The 17,947-nt window shown below is 67.9% G+C and carries 16 protein-coding genes; 9 read left to right on the top strand and 7 right to left on the bottom strand.

What is annotated here, in order from left to right; genetic code table 11:
* Positions 1 to 45 precede the first annotated feature (45 nt).
* The 4 genes from ACZ9CK_RS05645 to ACZ9CK_RS05660 are packed head-to-tail and all read right to left on the bottom strand — an operon-like array spanning position 46 to position 3,777.
* Positions 46 to 1,509: a sodium/solute symporter gene (locus ACZ9CK_RS05645; protein ID WP_426302804.1), complete on the bottom strand. Its 1,464-nt coding sequence runs from the start codon at positions 1,507 to 1,509 to the stop codon at positions 46 to 48.
* The gene (locus ACZ9CK_RS05650) at positions 1,506 to 1,865 is read right to left on the bottom strand and encodes a DUF485 domain-containing protein (protein ID WP_426302805.1); all 360 of its coding nucleotides are present in this window, start codon (positions 1,863 to 1,865) and stop codon (positions 1,506 to 1,508) included. Before ACZ9CK_RS05650 ends, ACZ9CK_RS05645 begins: the two co-directional genes overlap by 4 nt.
* A complete protein-coding gene (locus tag ACZ9CK_RS05655; protein WP_476049468.1) occupies positions 1,862 to 2,581 on the bottom strand; it encodes a LytR/AlgR family response regulator transcription factor in 720 nt (239 codons plus the stop codon). Before ACZ9CK_RS05655 ends, ACZ9CK_RS05650 begins: the two co-directional genes overlap by 4 nt.
* A 29-nt stretch (positions 2,582 to 2,610) precedes the next feature.
* Complete coding sequence (locus ACZ9CK_RS05660; protein ID WP_476049469.1) at positions 2,611 to 3,777, bottom strand: sensor histidine kinase; 1,167 nt, start codon at positions 3,775 to 3,777, stop codon at positions 2,611 to 2,613.
* 196 nt (positions 3,778 to 3,973) lie between these two features.
* Between ACZ9CK_RS05660 and ACZ9CK_RS05665 the strand changes: the two genes are divergently transcribed.
* Both ACZ9CK_RS05665 and ACZ9CK_RS05670 read left to right on the top strand, forming a co-directional pair.
* Entirely contained in the window at positions 3,974 to 4,390 is a 417-nt protein-coding gene (locus ACZ9CK_RS05665) for a DUF485 domain-containing protein (protein WP_476050862.1), read from the top strand.
* Between the two features lie 5 nt (positions 4,391 to 4,395).
* A complete protein-coding gene (locus tag ACZ9CK_RS05670; RefSeq protein ID WP_476050863.1) occupies positions 4,396 to 6,018 on the top strand; it encodes a solute symporter family protein in 1,623 nt (540 codons plus the stop codon).
* A gap of 118 nt (positions 6,019 to 6,136) precedes the next feature.
* On the opposite strand, the gene ACZ9CK_RS05675 is transcribed toward ACZ9CK_RS05670, so the two are convergent.
* Together ACZ9CK_RS05675 and ACZ9CK_RS05680 are read right to left on the bottom strand one after the other, a co-directional pair.
* Entirely contained in the window at positions 6,137 to 6,517 is a 381-nt protein-coding gene (locus tag ACZ9CK_RS05675) for a hypothetical protein (protein ID WP_476049470.1), read from the bottom strand.
* Positions 6,518 to 7,148: 631 nt separating this feature from the next.
* Positions 7,149 to 7,616, bottom strand: a complete 468-nt coding sequence (locus ACZ9CK_RS05680) for an Lrp/AsnC family transcriptional regulator (protein ID WP_426302810.1) — start codon at positions 7,614 to 7,616, stop codon at positions 7,149 to 7,151.
* A 194-nt stretch (positions 7,617 to 7,810) separates the two neighbouring features.
* Between ACZ9CK_RS05680 and pdhA the strand changes: the two genes are divergently transcribed.
* Genes pdhA through ACZ9CK_RS05695 form a run of 3 tightly spaced genes read left to right on the top strand, consistent with a single transcriptional unit; the run spans position 7,811 to position 11,372 of the window.
* Positions 7,811 to 8,977 carry a pyruvate dehydrogenase (acetyl-transferring) E1 component subunit alpha gene (gene pdhA, locus ACZ9CK_RS05685; RefSeq protein ID WP_476049471.1) on the top strand — a complete coding sequence of 389 codons (1,167 nt, stop codon included), beginning with the start codon at positions 7,811 to 7,813 and terminating at the stop codon, positions 8,975 to 8,977.
* Complete coding sequence (locus tag ACZ9CK_RS05690) at positions 8,977 to 9,987, top strand: alpha-ketoacid dehydrogenase subunit beta (RefSeq protein ID WP_476049472.1); 1,011 nt, start codon at positions 8,977 to 8,979, stop codon at positions 9,985 to 9,987. Before pdhA ends, ACZ9CK_RS05690 begins: the two co-directional genes overlap by 1 nt.
* Entirely contained in the window at positions 9,984 to 11,372 is a 1,389-nt protein-coding gene (locus tag ACZ9CK_RS05695) for a dihydrolipoamide acetyltransferase family protein (protein ID WP_476049473.1), read from the top strand. Before ACZ9CK_RS05690 ends, ACZ9CK_RS05695 begins: the two co-directional genes overlap by 4 nt.
* Before the next feature lie 25 nt (positions 11,373 to 11,397).
* On the opposite strand, the gene ACZ9CK_RS05700 is transcribed toward ACZ9CK_RS05695, so the two are convergent.
* Positions 11,398 to 12,069, bottom strand: a complete 672-nt coding sequence (locus ACZ9CK_RS05700; RefSeq protein WP_476049474.1) for an SACE_7040 family transcriptional regulator — start codon at positions 12,067 to 12,069, stop codon at positions 11,398 to 11,400.
* A 150-nt stretch (positions 12,070 to 12,219) separates the two neighbouring features.
* Between ACZ9CK_RS05700 and ACZ9CK_RS05705 the strand changes: the two genes are divergently transcribed.
* Genes ACZ9CK_RS05705 through ACZ9CK_RS05720 form a run of 4 tightly spaced genes read left to right on the top strand, consistent with a single transcriptional unit; the run spans position 12,220 to position 17,945 of the window.
* Positions 12,220 to 13,827, top strand: coding sequence for a carboxyl transferase domain-containing protein (locus ACZ9CK_RS05705; RefSeq protein ID WP_476050864.1), 1,608 nt, complete (start codon positions 12,220 to 12,222; stop codon positions 13,825 to 13,827).
* A gap of 5 nt (positions 13,828 to 13,832) precedes the next feature.
* Positions 13,833 to 15,965 carry an acetyl/propionyl/methylcrotonyl-CoA carboxylase subunit alpha gene (locus ACZ9CK_RS05710; RefSeq protein WP_476049475.1) on the top strand — a complete coding sequence of 711 codons (2,133 nt, stop codon included), beginning with the start codon at positions 13,833 to 13,835 and terminating at the stop codon, positions 15,963 to 15,965.
* Positions 15,952 to 17,127 carry an acyl-CoA dehydrogenase family protein gene (locus ACZ9CK_RS05715; protein WP_476049476.1) on the top strand — a complete coding sequence of 392 codons (1,176 nt, stop codon included), beginning with the start codon at positions 15,952 to 15,954 and terminating at the stop codon, positions 17,125 to 17,127. Before ACZ9CK_RS05710 ends, ACZ9CK_RS05715 begins: the two co-directional genes overlap by 14 nt.
* Positions 17,128 to 17,162: 35 nt before the next feature.
* Complete coding sequence (locus ACZ9CK_RS05720) at positions 17,163 to 17,945, top strand: CoA transferase subunit A (protein WP_426302817.1); 783 nt, start codon at positions 17,163 to 17,165, stop codon at positions 17,943 to 17,945.
* Positions 17,946 to 17,947: the final 2 nt, after the last annotated feature.

The following is a 17,947-nucleotide window of genomic DNA, read 5'->3' on the forward strand; positions in this document are numbered from 1 at the left end:
GGACATGCGGCTATTGTCCACCTTCCGGCGGCCGCAGGCGAGACTTCAGCGCCCGCTCGCGAGCGGCCGTTCCGGCACGTGCAGGCGGGTCATCACCCGTGTCACTGTTCCCGGAATGCGCTGCTTGGTGGCCCGCGAAACCAGGACCATCACGGTGAAAGCGGCGGGAACCGTCCAGGCTGCCGGCTGCGCCAGCCAGGCCGGTGCGGACGCTCCGCCAAGCAGGGTGCCCGCCACCATTGCGCCTCCGCACAGCACCGCACCGGTCAGCATTCCGGCGATCGCCCCGGCGTCGCTCAGGCCCCGCCACCAGATGCCCAGGAGCAGCACCGGGCAGATCGTGGATGCCGTGAACGCGAAAACCAGCCCCACGCTTCCGGCCAGGCCCAGTGAGTCGGTCGCCAGTGCAAAGGCCAAAGGGACGACGGCGGCCAGCAGCGCTCCGATCCGGAATCCGCGGACACTGCCGCCCAGCAGGTCCTGGCTGATGACCCCGGCCAGCGAAACCACCAGCCCGGACGTCGTCGAGAGGAACGCCGCGAAGGCGCCCGCCACCACCAGCGCGGAGAGCGCGTCCCCGGCAGGCCCGCCCACCAGCTCGCCCGGCAGCAGCAGCACGAGGGCGTCCGAGCGGCCGTCGCGGGCCAGCCCGGGCGCGTACATCCGGCCCAGCAGCCCGGCGGCGGTCGGAAAGAGGTAGAAGACGGACAGCAAGCCCAGCACGATCAGGGTGGTCCGGCGCGCGGAGCGGCCGTCCGGATTCGTGTAGAAGCGCACCAGGACGTGGGGCAGCCCCAGGGTTCCAAAGAGCAGGGCGAGCAGCAGGGATACCGTCTGGTACGGCCCTGCGGCGGGCAGCCCCGTGGGATTGACGGACTCCGGCGCCGGCACGGCCGCCCCGCCGCCCTGGTGCAGCAATACGAAGACCACCGGAACCGCGAGGGCGGTGAGCTTGAGCCAATACTGGAACGCCTGGACGAAGGTGATGGACCGCATTCCGCCGGCCGCCACCGTCAGGTACACCACCAGGACCACGGCCAGCGCGCCTACCCAGGACGGCAGCCCGGTGCTGATCCGGATGGTGAGGCCTGCGCCGTGCAGCTGCGGCACGATGTACAGCCAGCCGACGGCGACCACCACCAGGCTGGTCACCCGCCGCACCGCGGTGGATTCCAGCCGGGCTTCGGTGAAGTCGGGGATCGTGTAGGCCCCGGAGCGGCGCAGGGGTGCGGCCACGAAGAGCAGCAGCATCAGGTAGCCGGCGGTGTAACCCACCGGGAACCACAGGGCGTCCGTCCCGGAGAGCAGGATCAACCCGGCGACGCCGAGGAAGCTTGCCGCGGACAGATACTCGCCGCCGATCGCCGAGGCGTTCCACCAGGGCGGAACCGTCCGGGAGGCGACGTAGAAATCCCCGGTGGTACGCGAAATGCGCAGCCCGTAGAAGCCGATTACCGCCGTCGCGAGCACCACCGCCAGGAACGCGGCCAGGCCGACCGGGGGATTCACCGTTCGTCCACCAGTTCGCGGTAGCGGGCCTCGTTCCGGGCAGCGGAGCGGTTGTAGAGCCATGCGGCCAGGCCGATCACCGGATACAGCCCTGCGCCCAGCAGCAACCAGTTGAGCGGAATGCCCAGCAGGCGCAGGACGGCCAGGTCCGGAACCAAGGCCACCATCAGCCCGCATGCGGCGAGCACCAGCAGGAAGCCGGCCGCCACGACGATCGCCAGGCGCAGTTGGGAGCGGATCAGCGATCGGACGTACAGGCGCCCGACGTCGGAATCCACGGCGGCATCCCGGCCGGGCAGCAGGCCGGCGGGGCGCCGTCCGGCCGATTGCGGTGCGGTGACCCGGACCCTGGTCATCCCTGCGGCCGTATCCGGGTGGTTCCGAGCTTGTCCCGCACGGACGGCAGATGCCGGCGGCTGATCGGCAGTTCGGCGCGCGCCACCGTTACAGAGGGGTGTACGGCACCGAGTTTCAGGTGCTCCACGTGGTTGAGGGAGATCAGGTACGAGCGGTGGATGCGGAGGAATCCGGCCTCGGCCCACTGCTGTTCGAGGTCGCTGAGCGGGACCCGGATCAGGTAGCTGGCCTCTGCCGTGTGGAGGCGGGCGTAGTCGCCCTGTGCCTGGACGTAGCGGACGTCGTCCCGGCGGATCATCCGGGTGGTGCCGCCCTGGTCCACGGTGATCATCTCCGGGGCGGGGCTGCCGTCCCGGATGAGTTCGCTGACCCGGCCCAGGGAGCGGGCGAGCCTTTCGGCGCGTACCGGCTTGAGCAGGTAGTCGACGGCGGCAAGTTCGAATGCCTCCAGCGCGCAGTCTTCGTCAGCGGTGACGAACACGACGGCGGGAGGTAGGGGAATCCGCGAGATCGCCCGGGCGATGTCCAGCCCCGAGAGGGCCGGCATGTGGATGTCCAGGAACGCGACGTCCACGGACTCGTTCTCCAGGACACGTAAGGCTTCCGAGCCGGACGATGCACGGTGGATGGTGCCCACCCGCTCATCCCGGCCCAGCAGGAAGGCGAGTTCTTCGACGGCGGGCAGCTCGTCGTCGGCGACGAGAACGTTGATCATGACAGCAGCTTAACCTCCGCCGTCGGTCCTCAGGCATCGTGCTTCGGCTGGGACTTGGGCACCCGCAGGGTGACCAGGGTGCCTTCGCCGGGCGCGGTTTCGATGACCAGTCCGTATTCGTCCCCGTACACCTGCCGCAGCCGGGCATCGACGTTGCGCAATCCGACGTGTTCGCCGTCGGCATGGCCGGCCAGCACGGCGCGGAGGTGCTCCGGGTCCATCCCGACGCCGTCGTCCTCCACCGTGACCTCGGCGTCCGCGCCCGAATCGTAGGCACGGATGGTGATGTGCCCCGGGCCCTCCTTCGCCTCCAGCCCATGCCGCACCGCGTTCTCCACGAGCGGCTGCAGGCTCAGGAAGGGAATCACTGTGCTCAGGACTTCCGGGGCGATCTGCAGGCTGACCTGCACGCGTTCGCCGAAGCGGGCCCGTTCGAGCAGCAGGTAGCGGTCGATGCTGCGCAGTTCCTCGGCCAGGGTGGTGAAGTCCCCGTGGCGCCGGAAGGAATACCGGGTGAAGTCGGCGAACTCCACTACCAGTTCTCGCGCCCTGGCGGGGTCCGTGTTGATGAACGAGGCGATGGCGTTGAGCGAGTTGTAGATGAAATGCGGGCTGATCTGCGCCCGCAGCGCCCGGACCTCGGCCTCCATCAGGAGGGTGCGGGAGGCGTCCAGTTCGGCCAGTTCCACCTGGGTGGCAACCCAGCCGGCCAGTTCGCCGGTGGCCCGGACCAGGCCTGCGCCGGCGTGCGGTGCGAAGGCAGCGACACAGCCGGCCACCCGGTTGTCCGCCCTGATCGGTGCGATGACGGCCTTCAGGGAGGGCGACGCCTCGATTAGGGCGGTGCGCCCGTCGGCGAGCACCGGGGCCGCCAGCGCCATCAGCCGTGGCTTCAGTTCTTCGCCCACGCCGTCCCAGGCCAGCACCGTGTCCAGGTCCGTGATGGCGAGGGCGTCGCAGCCCAGCAGCAGGCGCAGCTGTTTGCTGGCCTTGGCCGCGCCTGCCGGCTGCAAGCCGGTGCGCAGGTGGGCGCCCGCGCGGGACGCCGCGTGCAGGGTCTTGTAGGTGGCCCGCTCGGCGTCCGTGCCGAGGTCCCGGAAGGAACGGATCACCATCAGTCCGACCCCGACGGCGGCCGCCACCGCCAGGACGACGACGGCGATCGCTGCGGCGGTGATGAGCGGGGAATCGGGCATGGAGCAAGGGTAGCGAACCGTGCGGTGCGGGTTCCCTATGACCGCTGCAGCTGCCGTTTACCGCACCGACATGCCCGCTGGGCGATGCCGGGGCTCGTACGTCTGGAAGCCGGACGGCCTCCGTTGAATAGTGATTCCAATCACATGGCACCCAACGGTGGATGCCGCTGTGGACACTTCAAACCAGGAGGAAAGCATGGGTAATGAGGCCCAGCCGGCGGACGCAACCCAGTCCGTGGATTTCCAGCAAGTGCAGCAAACAGAACAGTTCCGCGAACTGCGCAGGCGGCACCGCAGTTTCGTCTTCCCGATGGCCGTGGCCTTCCTGCTCTGGTACTTCGGCTACGTGCTCCTGGCCGACTACGCCGTGGGGCTCATGTCCACCAAGCTGTGGGGAAACATCAATGTGGGCCTGGTGCTCGGGCTGCTCCAATTCGCCACCACCTTCGGCATCACCGCCTGGTATGTGAGCTATTCCAACCGCAAACTCGACCCCATCGCCGCCGAGATCCGCGGCGAAATCGAAGGGCATGAATTCGACAGCCGCGGCCGGGCAGTCAATTCCGGCCGGGCAGCCAACTCCGGCCGGGCAGCCAAGGGGGCGCAGCGGTGAGCGGCATGGTGTTGCACGGCCCGGCTCCCATGGTGAACGTCGGCGCACTCAAGGATACGACCCTCCTGAACATGGGCATCTTCGCCCTGTTCGTCCTCGTCACCATGGTGATCGTGTTCCGCGCCAGCCGGAACAACAAGACAGCGGCGGACTACTACGCGGCCGGCCGCTCCTTCACAGGCTCGCAGAACGGCACGGCGATCGCCGGCGACTACCTTTCGGCCGCGTCCTTCCTCGGAATCACGGGCGCGATAGCGATCAACGGCTACGACGGCTTCCTGTACTCCATCGGCTTCCTGGTGGCCTGGCTGGTGGCGCTGCTCCTGGTGGCCGAACTGCTCCGCAACACCGGCAAGTTCACCATGGCCGACGTGCTTTCCTTCCGGCTGCGCCAGCGCCCGGTCCGCATCGCCGCGGCCCTGTCCACCCTCGCCGTCTGCTTTTTCTACCTGCTCGCCCAGATGGCCGGCGCCGGCAGCCTGATCTCCCTGCTGCTGGGCATCAGCGACTGGGGCGGTCAGGCGCTGGTGATCGTCGTCGTCGGCGCCCTCATGATCATGTACGTGCTGATCGGCGGCATGAAGGGCACCACCTGGGTGCAGATCATCAAGGCCGTGCTGCTGATCTGCGGTGCCGCCGTCATGACCCTGTGGGTGCTGTCCATCTACGGCTTCAACCTGTCCAACCTGCTCGGCTCGGCCGCCGAGGCGGCGAACAACCCGAACGTCCTGAACCCCGGCCTGCAGTACGGCAAGAGCGAAACCAGCAAGCTGGACTTCATGTCCCTGGGCCTGGCCCTGGTCCTCGGCACCGCGGCACTGCCGCACGTGCTCATGCGCTTCTACACCGTGCCCACCGCCAAGGAAGCCCGCAAGTCCGTGGTCTGGTCCATCTGGCTGATCGGCCTGTTCTACCTCTTCACCCTGGTGCTGGGCTACGGCGCCGCCGCGCTCGTCGGAGCCGACACCATCAAGGCGGCTCCCGGCGGCGTCAACTCGGCCGCACCACTGCTGGCCTTCCACCTCGGCGGGCCGCTGCTGCTGGGCTTCATTTCCGCCGTCGCCTTCGCCACGATCCTCGCCGTGGTCGCCGGCCTGACGATCACCGCGGCGGCCTCGTTCGCCCACGACATTTACGCGAACGTCATCGCCAAGGGCAAGGCCGACGCCGGCACCGAGGTCAAGGTGGCCCGGCGGACCGTGGTGGTCATCGGCATCCTGGCCATCCTGGGCGGCATCTTCGCGAACGGCCAGAACGTCGCCTTCCTCGTGGCGCTCGCCTTCGCGGTGGCCGCCTCGGCCAACCTCCCCACGATCGTCTACTCGCTGTTCTGGCGGAAGTTCACCACCCAGGGCGCGGTCTGGAGCATGTACGGCGGCCTTGCCTCGGCGATCATCCTGATCGCCCTATCGCCCGTGGTCTCCGGGGCCAAGACCTCCATGATCCAAGGCGCCAACTTTGCCATTTTCCCGCTGAGCAATCCGGGCATCGTGTCCATCCCGCTCGCCTTCTTCCTGGGCTGGCTGGGCACCGTGCTGGACAGGCGCCGCGAGGATCCGGCCAAGCAGGCGGAGATGGAAGTCCGCTCGCTCACCGGCATCGGGGCCGAGAAAGCCGTGGAGCACTGATCCCCACTGCCTGACGCGCCTCTCGTAACGGCGAAGCCCTCCTGCAGTCCGCAGCAGGAGGGCTTCGGCGTTATGGTGCGCGGTTCCGGTGCCTAATTCCAGGGTCTAATTCCAGGGCCTAATTCCGGGGCTTGATCCGGATGGCATCCATCTTCCCGTCGTTACCGACGAATCCGTACTTGAGGTCGATCGTCCGGCCGTTGCAGTTCAGGGTGCCGGACACCTCGGCGCGGTGGACGCCGTTCTTCGACTCCGCGCTGACCGAGTTGTAGTTGGCGTTGCAGGAATCGCTGAGTTCCAGGCGGTCGATGCCCTGGACGAAGGTGGCCTTGGGCAGCTCATCCTTCAGGGAGTCGGTCAGGAAGCGGTCGTAGGCTTCCCCGTTCCGGCCGTCGAGCAGCAGATTGGTGAATTCTTCGGCCTGGCCCTTGGCCTTGCCGGTGGCATTGCCGACCAGGTTGACCAGCAGCACGACGCCGACCACCGCCAGGAGGATCACCGCGCCAACCGCGCCGAGTACGATCCACAGGACCTTGCGGTTCTTCGGGGGCCGGGCGGCGGGCTGGCCGAACGGCTGGCCGTACTGGCCGCCGTCGTATGGGGGCTGTGCGTACGGGGGTTGGCCGTATGGGGGCAGTGCCCCGTACTGGGGTTGGTCGTACTGGGGTTGGCCAGACGGCGGGCCGTACGGGGGAGGCGTCCCATACTGGGGTTGGCCAGACGGCGGGCCGTATGGGGGCTGCTTCCCATACTGGGGCGCACCGGTTGCCCCGTACTGCGGTGCCCCATACTGCGGTGCCCCATACTGCGGTGCCCCAAGCGGGGGGTCCCCATGCTGCGGTGCCCCATGCGGGGGTTCCCCATGCTGCGGTTCCGGTACCGGCGGCACCGGCCCCTCCTGCCCGGCGTGCGGGGGCGCGGGTGGCGGCGGGGGAACGGGCCGGGAGGTCCAGTCGGGCTTTTGGGGATCCTGGTTATGGGGATCCGGGGGAGTGCTCACGATGGTTCGCCTTTCCGGCCGCCTGCGCTGCCAATGCTTGGACTCGTGCTTGGAACCGCGGGCCGGCCCCAAGACGTCCGTTTGCATCAAATCGCATGTTCCGGCGGCGGGGCAAGTAGAAGGGGCCTGGTCAGCCGGCGCTTTTCTTCAGCAGGGGCTGCATCCGGTAGGGGATCATCTCCTGCATCGCCAATGCGGTGTCCGTCCGCTCGACGCCGTCGCAGCCCAGGATCTTGCCGTTGATGCGGAAGAGATCTTCGGCGTCGAGGGCCACCACCCGCAGGAGCAGGTCCGCTGAGCCGGTCAGCCCGTAGCCCTCGAGGATCTCCGGGATCTCGGCGAGGTCCACGGCCAGCTGTCCGAGTTTCTGCTGCTGCACGTGCACGGAAATGAAGGCCAGCAGCGGGTAGCCCAGGGCAGCCGGGTTGATCCGGCGTTCGAAGGACAGGAAGGCGTGCTTTTTTTCGAGTTGCGCCATCCGTGCCTGGACCGTGTTCCTGGACAGGCCGAGCTTCTGCGCCAAGGCCACCACGGTGCCCCGCGGATCCTTTGCCATGGCCGAAAGCAGCCGGGTGTCCGTGCCATCCAAAGCTTGCATAGTGCGCAACATTAGCACGGTGACCGGGCGTACGACAGGGCATAATGCTCAGAATCCGTGGCGGTGGTTGTACCCAATGAGCATTGTGAGTAGGGTCACAGTTATCCGGGCGATGAGGCCCGGGTCGCTGTGGCTTGCGGGGCCAAAAGTCCTTGCGGCAACGGCAAAGAACGAGCCGAAAGGTGCGAGCAACCGTGTTGACCGACGAAGCCGGCCGGGGAGCCAAACAGGCACCGGAACCCGCGAACAGTGTGCAGAATCCACGCCGGACCGGGGGAGACCTGGTCCAGTTGCTTTCCCCCACCGGGGAGCGCATCAGCCATCCGGAATTCGATTTGTGGATCAGCGATGTCGGCGATGAGCAGCTCTGTTCCTTTTACGAGGACATGGTGGTTATCCGCCGGATCGACGCCGAAGCCACGGCTTTGCAGCGCCAGGGCGAACTGGCGCTTTGGCCGCCGATGCTCGGCCAGGAAGCAACCCAGATCGGCTCGGGCCGTGCCCTCCGCAGCGATGACTTTGTCTTCCCCACCTACCGCGACAACGGTGTGGCCTACTGCCGCGGGGTGGCCGTGCCGGATCTGGTGCGCGCCTGGCGCGGCAATGCCTTGTTCGGCTGGGACCCGTACCGCTACAACATCGCCACCCAGCAGATCATGATCGGTTCGCAGTCGCTGCACGCCACCGGCTACGCCATGGGCATCAAGGATGACGGCGCTGATTCCGTGGCGGTGGCCTATTTCGGCGACGGCGCCACCAGTGAGGGTGACGTAAGCGAGGCCATGGTCTTCGCCGCCAGTTTCCAGGCGCCTGTGGTGTTCATCTGCCAGAACAACCACTGGGCAATTTCCGAACCGGTGCTGGTGCAGTCCCATGTGCAGCTCGCGGACAGGGCTTCCGGCTTCGGTATTCCCTCCATGCGCGTGGACGGCAATGATGTGCTGGCCGTGCTGGCCGCCACCCGGATCGCGCTTGACCGGGCCAGGAAGGGCGGCGGACCCACCTTCATCGAAGCGCTCACCTACCGCATGGGGCCGCACACGACGGCGGATGACCCCACCCGCTACCGGGACCCCAACGAACTCGAGGACTGGGCCGCGAAGGACCCGATCGCCCGGCTCAAGGCCCTGTTGGACCGCAAGGGACTGCTGGACGAAGAGTTCGAGGCCCGGGTCAAGGCCAGGGCCGACGACATCGCCGCGGAGCTGAGGAACGGCTGCATCAACATGCCCGAGCCCGCGCCGCTGGACGTCTTCAAGCACGTCTACAGCGAGGAGAATTCCTGGCTCGAACGCCAGAAGGACCACTACACCCGCTACCTGGAAAGCTTCAGCGGATCCGTGCAGGAAGGTGCCCTCTGATGAGCCAGCTGACATTTGCCCGCGCCATCAACGCCGGGCTCCGCAAGGCCCTCGACAACGACCCCAAGGTGGTCCTGATGGGGGAGGACATCGGCAAACTGGGCGGCGTCTTCCGCGTCACGGACGGGCTGCAGAAGGATTTCGGCACGCACCGGGTGGTGGACACCCCGCTGGCCGAATCCGGAATCATCGGCACCGCCGTCGGCCTGGCCTACCGCGGGTACCGGCCCGTGTGCGAAATCCAGTTCGACGGTTTCATCTACCCGGCCTTCGACCAGATCGTCAGCCAGGTTGCCAAGATGCACTACCGCACCCAGGGCACCGTGAAGATGCCGATCACCATCCGGGTGCCGTTCGGCGGCGGCATCGGTTCGCCCGAACATCACTCCGAATCCCCGGAGGCCTACTTCACCCACACCTCGGGGTTGCGCGTCGTCAGCGTGTCCAACCCGCAGGACGCCTACACGATGATCCAGCAGGCCATCGCTTCGGACGACCCGGTGCTCTACTTCGAGCCCAAGCGCCGCTACCACGACAAGGGCGAGGTGGACGAGGCCGCCGCGCTCGACCGGGCCCTGCCGATGGGCAGCGCACGGGTCGCCGCCGGCGGCAGCGACGTCACCCTGGTGGCCTACGGCCCCCTCGTGAAAACAGCGCTCGACGCCGCCCTGGCCGCCGCCGATGAAGGCGTTTCCATCGAGGTCATTGACCTCCGCTCGCTGGCGCCCGTCGACTACGACACCGTTGAGGCGTCCGTCCGCAAGACCGGCCGGCTCGCCATCACCCACGAGGCCGCGCAGTCCGGCGGGCTCGGCGCGGAGATCGCAGCCAGCATCACCGAGCGCTGCTTCCACTACCTCGAAGCCGCGCCGGTCCGGGTCACCGGATTCGACGTTCCGTACCCGTACTCCAAGCTCGAAATGCACCACCTGCCGGACCTGGACCGGATCCTGGACGGCGTGGACCGTGCCCTCGGCCGGCCGAACTCCCTGAGCGGACTGGAAGGATGAGCCCCGCCATGATCAAGGAATTCCGACTGCCGGATCTCGGCGAGGGCCTCACGGAGTCCGAAATCCTCAGCTGGAAGGTTGCGGTAGGGGACACGGTGGAACTGAACCAGGTGATCGCCGAAGTCGAGACCGCCAAGGCCGTGGTGGAACTGCCCTCGCCGTTTGCCGGGACCGTGGCCGCCCTGCATGAACAGCCGGGCAGCGTCGTCGAGGTCGGCAAGCCGATCGTTTCCTTCGAAGTGGACGACGCCGGGGCCGCGCCTTCCGGGAACGGCGGGACCGCCGGGGACGCAGCGGCTGAGCCCCCCGCACCGAAACGGGAGGCGACCCTGGTGGGGTATGGTGCCGCCGTCGAAGAGGGCGGGCACCCCGTCCGCCGCCAGCGCACCTTCGCGCCCGCCCCCGCTGCTGAGCCAGTGCCCGCGCAAGCCGACCGGCCCGGGGCAGTCCAGCCGGCCGAAGCGCCGGCGGTTCCTGCCGGGGCGCCCGCGCGTTCCGCCGTCGTGCAGGCCGAACGGCCGCGTTCGACGCCGCCGGTGCGGAAACTGGCACGGGACCTCGGAGTCGACCTGACGCAGGTGAACGGAACGGGAGAGGGCGGGTTGATCACGCGCGAGGATGTGCAGCACTTCGCCGAAGCCGCTGCCCCCGCCGCCGGCGGCGCATCGGTGGCTCCCGCCGCTGGACGTGAAACCCGCACTCCGATCAAGGGGGTCCGGAAGTTCACCGCGGCGGCCATGGTGCAGAGCGCCTTCACCGCGCCCCATGTCACCGAGTTCCTCACGGTGGACGTCACGGCTGCCATGGAACTGCTGGAACGGCTCAAGGCAAGCCGGACGTTCGCCGGCTATAAGCTGACCCCGCTCACGCTCGCGGCGAAGGCGGTGCTGATCGCCCTGAAACGGAACCCGACGCTCAACTCCCGCTGGGATGAAGCGGCTCAGGAGATCGTCCAGTTCAACTACGTGAACCTGGGCATCGCCGCCGCGACGCCGCGAGGGTTGACGGTCCCGAACATCAAGGACGCCGACACGATGGGCCTCCAGGAACTGTCGGCGGCGCTGTCGGAGCTCACGGAGACCGCACGCGCCGGGAAGAGCACTCCCGCGGAGCTTTCCGGCGGCACCATCTCGATCACCAACATCGGGGTGTTCGGCATCGACGCCGGTACGCCGATCCTCAACCCGGGGGAGGCCGCGATCCTGGCCCTGGGAGCGGTGCGGAAGGCGCCGTGGGTTCACAACGATGAGCTCGCCGTCCGACAGATCATGTCGCTGAGCCTGTCCTTCGACCACCGGCTGGTGGACGGTGAACAAGGCTCGCGCTTCCTGGCCGATGTGGGCGCCATCCTCTCGGATCCGGGAATGGTCCTGACCATGGTGTGACGGACTGCGCGGCCAAGCGGGCGGGTCAGCGGACCGTCAACGCCGCCAATGCCATCTGCTCCAGCAATGGCCGCGCAGTCTTCGTTGCGATCCGGCGTCCGTGGCTGCGGACCGAGTGCGGCGTGGAGTTGATCAGGCCGAAGACGGCGTGCGCTCGGACGCGCAGTTCCGACTGCTCAGTGCCGATTGCTCCTGTGCCTTCGTGGAGCTCGGCAAGGACTCCCACCCAAAGTTCCACGTAGGCGCGCTGGAGGGCGCGCACTTCAGCCCGGTCGGAATCGGACAGGCTGTCCAGGTCCCGGTCCTGAACCCTGATGACGTCGGGGTTGCTCAGCGCGAAGTCCACGTGGAACTCCACCAGCCCGCGCAGGGCCGCCGCGGGGTCGGAGGCCGCGGCTGCGACCGCCCGGCCGCCGTCGAGCAGCCCGCGGCTCACGCTCAGCAGCAGTTCTGCGAGCACAGCCTGTTTCCCGGGGAAATGCCGGTAAACGGCCGGTCCGCTCACGCCCGCCGCTGCACCGAGGTCCTCGAGGGAGACGCGGCTGAAACCGTTCTCGGCGAAAAGGGCCGCGGCGGCAGAGAGCAGTGCCTTCCGCCGGGTCTCCTTTGCCTGGCTGCGCAGGGTGGGCGACGCGGCCACCACGGGAGGGGCGGCGGCTTCCCCTGACGGGCTTGCCTCTTCCTGGTGTGCGGCCACGGATCCTCCTCATGCGGCGTGCTCCACCCTGGAGTGGTGGACATCACAATTAATAGAGACTAAGCTAAATTTCAGTTATTTGTCATTAACTGAAGCCGCATTAACTGAAGCTGCTTGGCCGGACGTCCGGCCGGGATGGGAAGCATGTCGATGGAGACACTCGTCAGCCAGGCTGACGCCAGGGGCACGGCGTTCGAAGCCAATGCCAGGGCCCAGCAGGCGCTGGTGGAGGAACTGCGGGAGCGGCTCGCGACGGCGGCCCTCGGCGGGCCCGAGAAATCGCGCCAGCGCCACGTTGCCCGCGGCAAGCTGCTGCCCCGCGAACGCATCGAGCAATTGCTCGACGACGGGAGTCCGTTCCTGGAAATCGCGCCGTTGGCGGCGAACGGCATGTACAACGACGACTCCCCGGGAGCCGGCGTGATTGCCGGCATCGGCCTGGTCCACGGCCGCCAGGTGCTGGTCATCTCCAACGACGCCACGGTCAAGGGCGGCACGTATTACCCGATGACGGTCAAGAAGCACCTCCGGGCCCAGGAAATCGCGCTCGAGAACCGGCTTCCCTGCATCTACCTGGTGGACTCCGGCGGGGCGTTCCTTCCGCGCCAGGACGAGGTGTTCCCGGACAAGGAACACTTCGGCCGGATCTTCTTCAACCAGGCCCGGATGTCCGCGGCGAAAATCCCGCAGATCGCCGCCGTCATGGGCTCCTGCACCGCCGGGGGCGCGTACGTGCCGGCCATGAGCGATGAAACGGTGATCGTTCGGAACCAGGGCACCATCTTCCTGGGCGGTCCGCCCCTGGTGAAGGCCGCCATCGGGGAAATCGTCACGGCCGAAGAACTTGGTGGCGGCGAGGTGCACGCGAAGATCTCCGGCGTCAGCGACCACCTGGCCGAAAACGACGAGCACGCGCTGCAGATCGTGCGGGACATCGTTGCCACCCTGCCCAGGCCGCAGGACCCGGTGTGGGATGTCGCAGCAACAGTGGAACCCGCCGTCGGGCCCGAAAGCCTCTACGGTGTGGTGCCGGTGGACGTCAACGAGTCCTATGACGTCCGCGAGGTCATCGCACGGCTGGTCGACGGTTCGCGCTTCCATGAATTCAAAAAGGAATACGGAACCACCCTGGTCACGGGATTCGCCCGCCTGCACGGCCACCCCGTGGGAATCGTGGCCAACAACGGCGTCCTGTTCAGTGAATCGGCCCTCAAGGGTGCGCACTTCATCGAACTGTGCGATCAGCGCGGCATTCCCCTGGTGTTCCTGCAGAACCTCTCCGGCTTCATGGTGGGCAAGGACTACGAACAAGGCGGCATCGCCAAAAACGGGGCCAAGATGGTCACCGCCGTCGCCACGGCGCGCGTGCCCAAGCTGACGGTAGTGATCGGCGGATCCTTCGGCGCCGGCAACTACTCGATGTGCGGCCGTGCGTACGCACCGCGTTTCCTGTGGATGTGGCCGGCCGCCCGGATCTCGGTGATGGGCGGCAACCAGGCGTCCTCTGTGCTCGCCACCGTCAAGCGGGAACAGTTCGAGGCGGCAGGCGAGGAATGGTCCGCCGCGGACGAAGAGGCTTTCAAAGCGCCCATCCGGCAGCAGTACGAGGAACAGGGCAGCCCCTACTATTCCACCGCCAGGCTGTGGGACGACGGCATCATCGACCCCGCGGATACACGCCGCGTCCTGGGCCTCGCGCTGGACGTAGTCTCCCGCCAGACCCTGCCGGAAACCTCCTTCGGCCTGTTCAGGATGTGACCCTCATGGATCGCCAAACAGTCGCCAAGCCCTTTGACACCGTCCTGGTCGCCAACCGCGGCGAAATCGCCTGCCGCGTCATCCGCACGCTCAGGGCCATGGGGATCCGTTCCGTGGCCGTCTACTCGGACGCCGACGCCGGAGCCCGCCACGTGCGGGAGGCGGACGCCGCCGTCCGGATCGGGACGGCGAGCGCGGCGGACAGCTACCTGAACATCGACGCCATCATCGACGCCTGCGTGCAGAGCGGCGCCCAGGCCGTCCACCCCGGCTACGGCTTCCTGGCCGAGAACGCGGAATTCGCCAGGGCCCTGGCCTCCCGGGGAATTGCCTTCATCGGCCCGCCCGCGGACGCGATCGAGCTCATGGGGGACAAGATCCGGGCCAAGAACCAGGTGGCGGGCTACGGCGTGCCCTGTGTTCCCGGGATCGCCGAACCCGGAATGGGCGACGCCGAACTGATCGCCGCGGCCGCGTCCGTGGGGTTCCCGCTGCTCATCAAACCGTCGGCCGGTGGCGGCGGCAAAGGCATGCACGTGGTGGAAAGCGCGGAGGACATGCCGGCCGCCCTCGCCACCGCCCGCCGGGTCGCGGCCGCCGCCTTTGGCGATGACACGCTCTTCCTGGAGCGGTTGGTCCGGGCGCCGCGGCACATCGAGGTCCAGGTCCTCGCGGACAAGGCCGGCAATGTCATCCACCTGGGCGAGCGCGAATGCTCCCTGCAACGGCGCCACCAGAAGGTCATCGAAGAAGCACCGTCGCCGCTGCTGGAATCCGTGCCCGACGGCGCCGCGATCCGCGCCCGGATCGGCGAGGCCGCCTGCCAGGCTGCCCGCTCTGTCCGGTACAGCGGTGCCGGAACCGTCGAGTTCCTGGTGTCCGACGAAGATCCCGGACAGTTCTACTTCATGGAAATGAATACCCGGCTCCAGGTGGAACACCCGGTGACGGAAATGGTCACGGGAATCGACCTGGTCGAATGGCAGCTGCGCATCGCCGGCGGCGAGGAACTCACCGTGGCGCAGTCCGACGTCGTGCTGGACGGGCACGCCGTGGAGGCGCGCGTCTATGCCGAAGACCCTGCCCGGAACTTCCTGCCGTCCGTCGGCGAGGTGCTGGTGCTTGACGAAGACGGCGGCCACGAAAACGGCGAGCGGCCGGACGGCGACGGAACCCGGGTGCGGATCGATTCGGCCATGCTCCCCGGCCTGGCGGTTACGGGGGACTACGACCCCATGCTCTCCAAGGTCATCGCCTGGGCGCCGGCGCGGGGCGCGGCGCTGGATGCCCTCGACCGCGCCCTGGGGAACTACACCCTCCTGGGCCTGCACACGAACGTCGAATACCTCCGCCTGCTGGTCAACGACGCCGACGTCCGCGCCGGCAGGCTCGACACCGGGCTTATCGAACGCAAACTCCCAGGCATGCAGTTCCGGCAGGCAGGGGAAACGGAGCTTCTCGCCGCCGGGCTGCAGGCAGCCGGGGGCGAGCGGTCGGCGTCGGGCGGTTCACCGTGGCAGGCCGGCGACGGCTGGCGGCTCGGCACCCCGGCCCCGCGCCGGGTCCACCTCGGCCTGCCCGCGGCGTCCTCCGAAAGCGGCCTGGCCACCGTCTCGCTGGTCCAACAAGGCGACGGCGACCAGGCCCAGCTCGACGGCGGCGCGCCGCACAAGGTCGGCAAGGGCCCGGAACTGGTGCTCGACGGCGTCGCGCACCATTACGCGACCGCGCTGGAATCCGCGCCTCCCGGCGGCGGGCCGCGCGGGCTGTGGCTCGGCGACGGCGGCTGGTCCTGCCGGCTGGAAATCCTCGACCGGGAGACCAGGCTCCAACGGATCCTGGCCGGGATCCAGCGCGAGGAAGGCGCCGCGGATCCGGAGGTGCGCTCGCCGATGCCCGGCACCGTGGTCTCCGTGTCCGTGCGCGACGGCGACACTGTCGAAGCGGGGCAACTGCTGCTTTCCGTTGAAGCGATGAAGATGGAGCACCAGCTCACGGCCGCACTGGCCGGCACCGTCCACGTGGCCGCCCGCGTCGGTGACCTGGTCAAGGCCGAACAGCTCCTGGCCACCATCCACCCGAACAAAGAACCCGAAACCACTGTGAAAGGCGAGGAACCCCGCCATGGCCGGCTTTGATCTCAGCGAGGAATACCAGGACCTCAGCGATTCCGTCAGGGAATTCGCCGACGAAGTGGTGGCCCCGGTCTCCGCGAAACACGACGAAGAGCACAGCTTCCCCTACGAGGTGGTCAAGCAGATGGGGGAGATGGGCCTCTTCGGGCTGCCCTTCCCCGAGGAATTCGGCGGCATGGGCGGGGACTACTTTGCGCTCTCGCTCGCCCTGGAACAGCTGGGCCGCGTAGACCAGTCCGTGGCCATCACCCTGGAGGCCGGGGTGTCCCTCGGCGCCATGCCCGTCTACCGCTTCGGCACCCAGGCCCAGAAGGAGGAATGGCTGCCACAGCTCGCCTCCGGCCAGGCGCTCGCCGGCTTCGGGCTCACCGAACCGGAAGCCGGCTCCGACGCCGGCGGCACCAAGACGCACGCCCGGCTCGAGGACGGCGCAGCCGGTAAATACTGGGTGGTCAACGGCAACAAGGAGTTCATCACCAACTCCGGCACCGACATCAGCCGGCTCGTCACCGTCACCGCCGTCACGGGGGAACAACGGCGCAAGGACGGCGTCACCAAGAAGGAAATCTCCACCATCCTCGTGCCCACCTCCACCCCCGGCTTCAGGGCGGAGAAGGCCTACAACAAGGTGGGCTGGAACGCCTCGGACACCCATCCGCTCACCCTGGCCGATGTCCGGGTGCCCGAGGAAAACCTGCTGGGCGAACGCGGCCGGGGCTACGCGAACTTCCTTTCCATCCTGGACGAAGGGCGCATCGCCATCTCGGCCCTCGCCACCGGTGCGGCGCAGGGCTGCGTGGACCTGTCCGTGAAATACGCCAAGGAACGCAGCGCCTTCGGCCACCACATCGGCAAGTACCAGGCCATCCAGTTCAAGATCGCCCGCATGCAGGCCAGGGCCCACACCGCCCGCCTGGCGTACTACGACGCCGCGGCCCGGATGCTCGCCGGCAAGCCGTTCAAGACCGAAGCGGCCATCGCTAAGATGGTCGCAGGCGAGGCAGCCATGGACAACGCGCGGGACGCCACCCAGGTGTTCGGCGGCTATGGCTTCATCAACGAATTCACGGTGGCGCGGCACTACCGCGACTCCAAGATCCTGGAAGTCGGGGAGGGCACCACGGAAGTCCAGTTGATGCTCATCGCCCGCGAGCTGGGTCTCTGACCGCTGGGTTTCCAACCGCAAGGGAAGGATCACCGATGATCGACAAAGTTGTTGCCAGCGCCGCGGAAGCGGTGAAGGACATCCCGGACGGCGCCTCGCTCGCCGTCGGCGGCTTCGGCCTCTGCGGTATCCCGGTGGCGCTGATCGACGCGCTCCATCAGCAGGGCACCAAGGACCTGGAAACCGTCAGCAACAACTGCGGCGTGGACGACTGGGGCCTGGGAATCCTCCTCAAGGACGGCCGCATCCGCCGCACCGTCAGCTCCTATGTGGGGGAGAACAAGGAATTCGCGCGCCAGTACCTCGCCGGGGAACTGGAAGTGGTCCTCACCCCGCAGGGAACGCTCGCCGAGAAGCTGCGCGCCGGCGGCGCCGGCATCCCGGCCTTCTACACGGCGGCCGGCGTCGGCACCCAGGTGTCCGAAGGCGGATTGCCGCAGAAGTACGACGCCGGCGGCAACGTCGCGCTGGCCTCCTCGCCGAAGGAGGTCCGCAGCTTCAACGGGGCCGACTACGTGCTCGAAGAGTCGTTGACCCCGGACTTCGGCCTCGTCCACGCCTGGAAGGGCGACAGGCATGGCAACCTCGTCTTCCACGCCACGGCCATGAACTTCAACCCGCTCTGCGCGATGGCCGGCAAGGTCACCATCGCGGAGGTCGAGGAACTGGTGGAACCCGGCGAACTGGACCCGGAACACATCCACGTCCCGGGCATCTTCGTGCAACGGGTGGTCCTGGCCCCGGACGGGGAGAAACGGATCGAAAAACGCACCGTGTCGCTCGCCGCGTCCACAAGCAAAACGGAGGCAGGAGCATGAGC

The organism is Arthrobacter sp. TE26545 (genome assembly GCF_056279005.1).

Bases quoted from the DNA above. Each gene is read 5' to 3' on its own strand.
- ACZ9CK_RS05650 (WP_426302805.1), bottom strand. From the start codon at position 1,865: ATGACCAGGGTCCGGGTCACCGCACCGCAATCGGCCGGACGGCGCCCC.
- ACZ9CK_RS05655 (WP_476049468.1), bottom strand. From the start codon at position 2,581: ATGATCAACGTTCTCGTCGCCGACGACGAGCTGCCCGCCGTCGAAGAA.
- ACZ9CK_RS05660 (WP_476049469.1), bottom strand. From the start codon at position 3,777: ATGCCCGATTCCCCGCTCATCACCGCCGCAGCGATCGCCGTCGTCGTC.
- ACZ9CK_RS05665 (WP_476050862.1), top strand. From the start codon at position 3,974: ATGGGTAATGAGGCCCAGCCGGCGGACGCAACCCAGTCCGTGGATTTC.
- ACZ9CK_RS05670 (WP_476050863.1), top strand. From the start codon at position 4,396: ATGGTGTTGCACGGCCCGGCTCCCATGGTGAACGTCGGCGCACTCAAG.
- ACZ9CK_RS05680 (WP_426302810.1), bottom strand. From the start codon at position 7,616: ATGCAAGCTTTGGATGGCACGGACACCCGGCTGCTTTCGGCCATGGCA.
- ACZ9CK_RS05690 (WP_476049472.1), top strand. From the start codon at position 8,977: ATGAGCCAGCTGACATTTGCCCGCGCCATCAACGCCGGGCTCCGCAAG.
- ACZ9CK_RS05695 (WP_476049473.1), top strand. From the start codon at position 9,984: ATGAGCCCCGCCATGATCAAGGAATTCCGACTGCCGGATCTCGGCGAG.
- ACZ9CK_RS05705 (WP_476050864.1), top strand. From the start codon at position 12,220: ATGGAGACACTCGTCAGCCAGGCTGACGCCAGGGGCACGGCGTTCGAA.
- ACZ9CK_RS05710 (WP_476049475.1), top strand. From the start codon at position 13,833: ATGGATCGCCAAACAGTCGCCAAGCCCTTTGACACCGTCCTGGTCGCC.
- ACZ9CK_RS05715 (WP_476049476.1), top strand. From the start codon at position 15,952: ATGGCCGGCTTTGATCTCAGCGAGGAATACCAGGACCTCAGCGATTCC.
- ACZ9CK_RS05720 (WP_426302817.1), top strand. From the start codon at position 17,163: ATGATCGACAAAGTTGTTGCCAGCGCCGCGGAAGCGGTGAAGGACATC.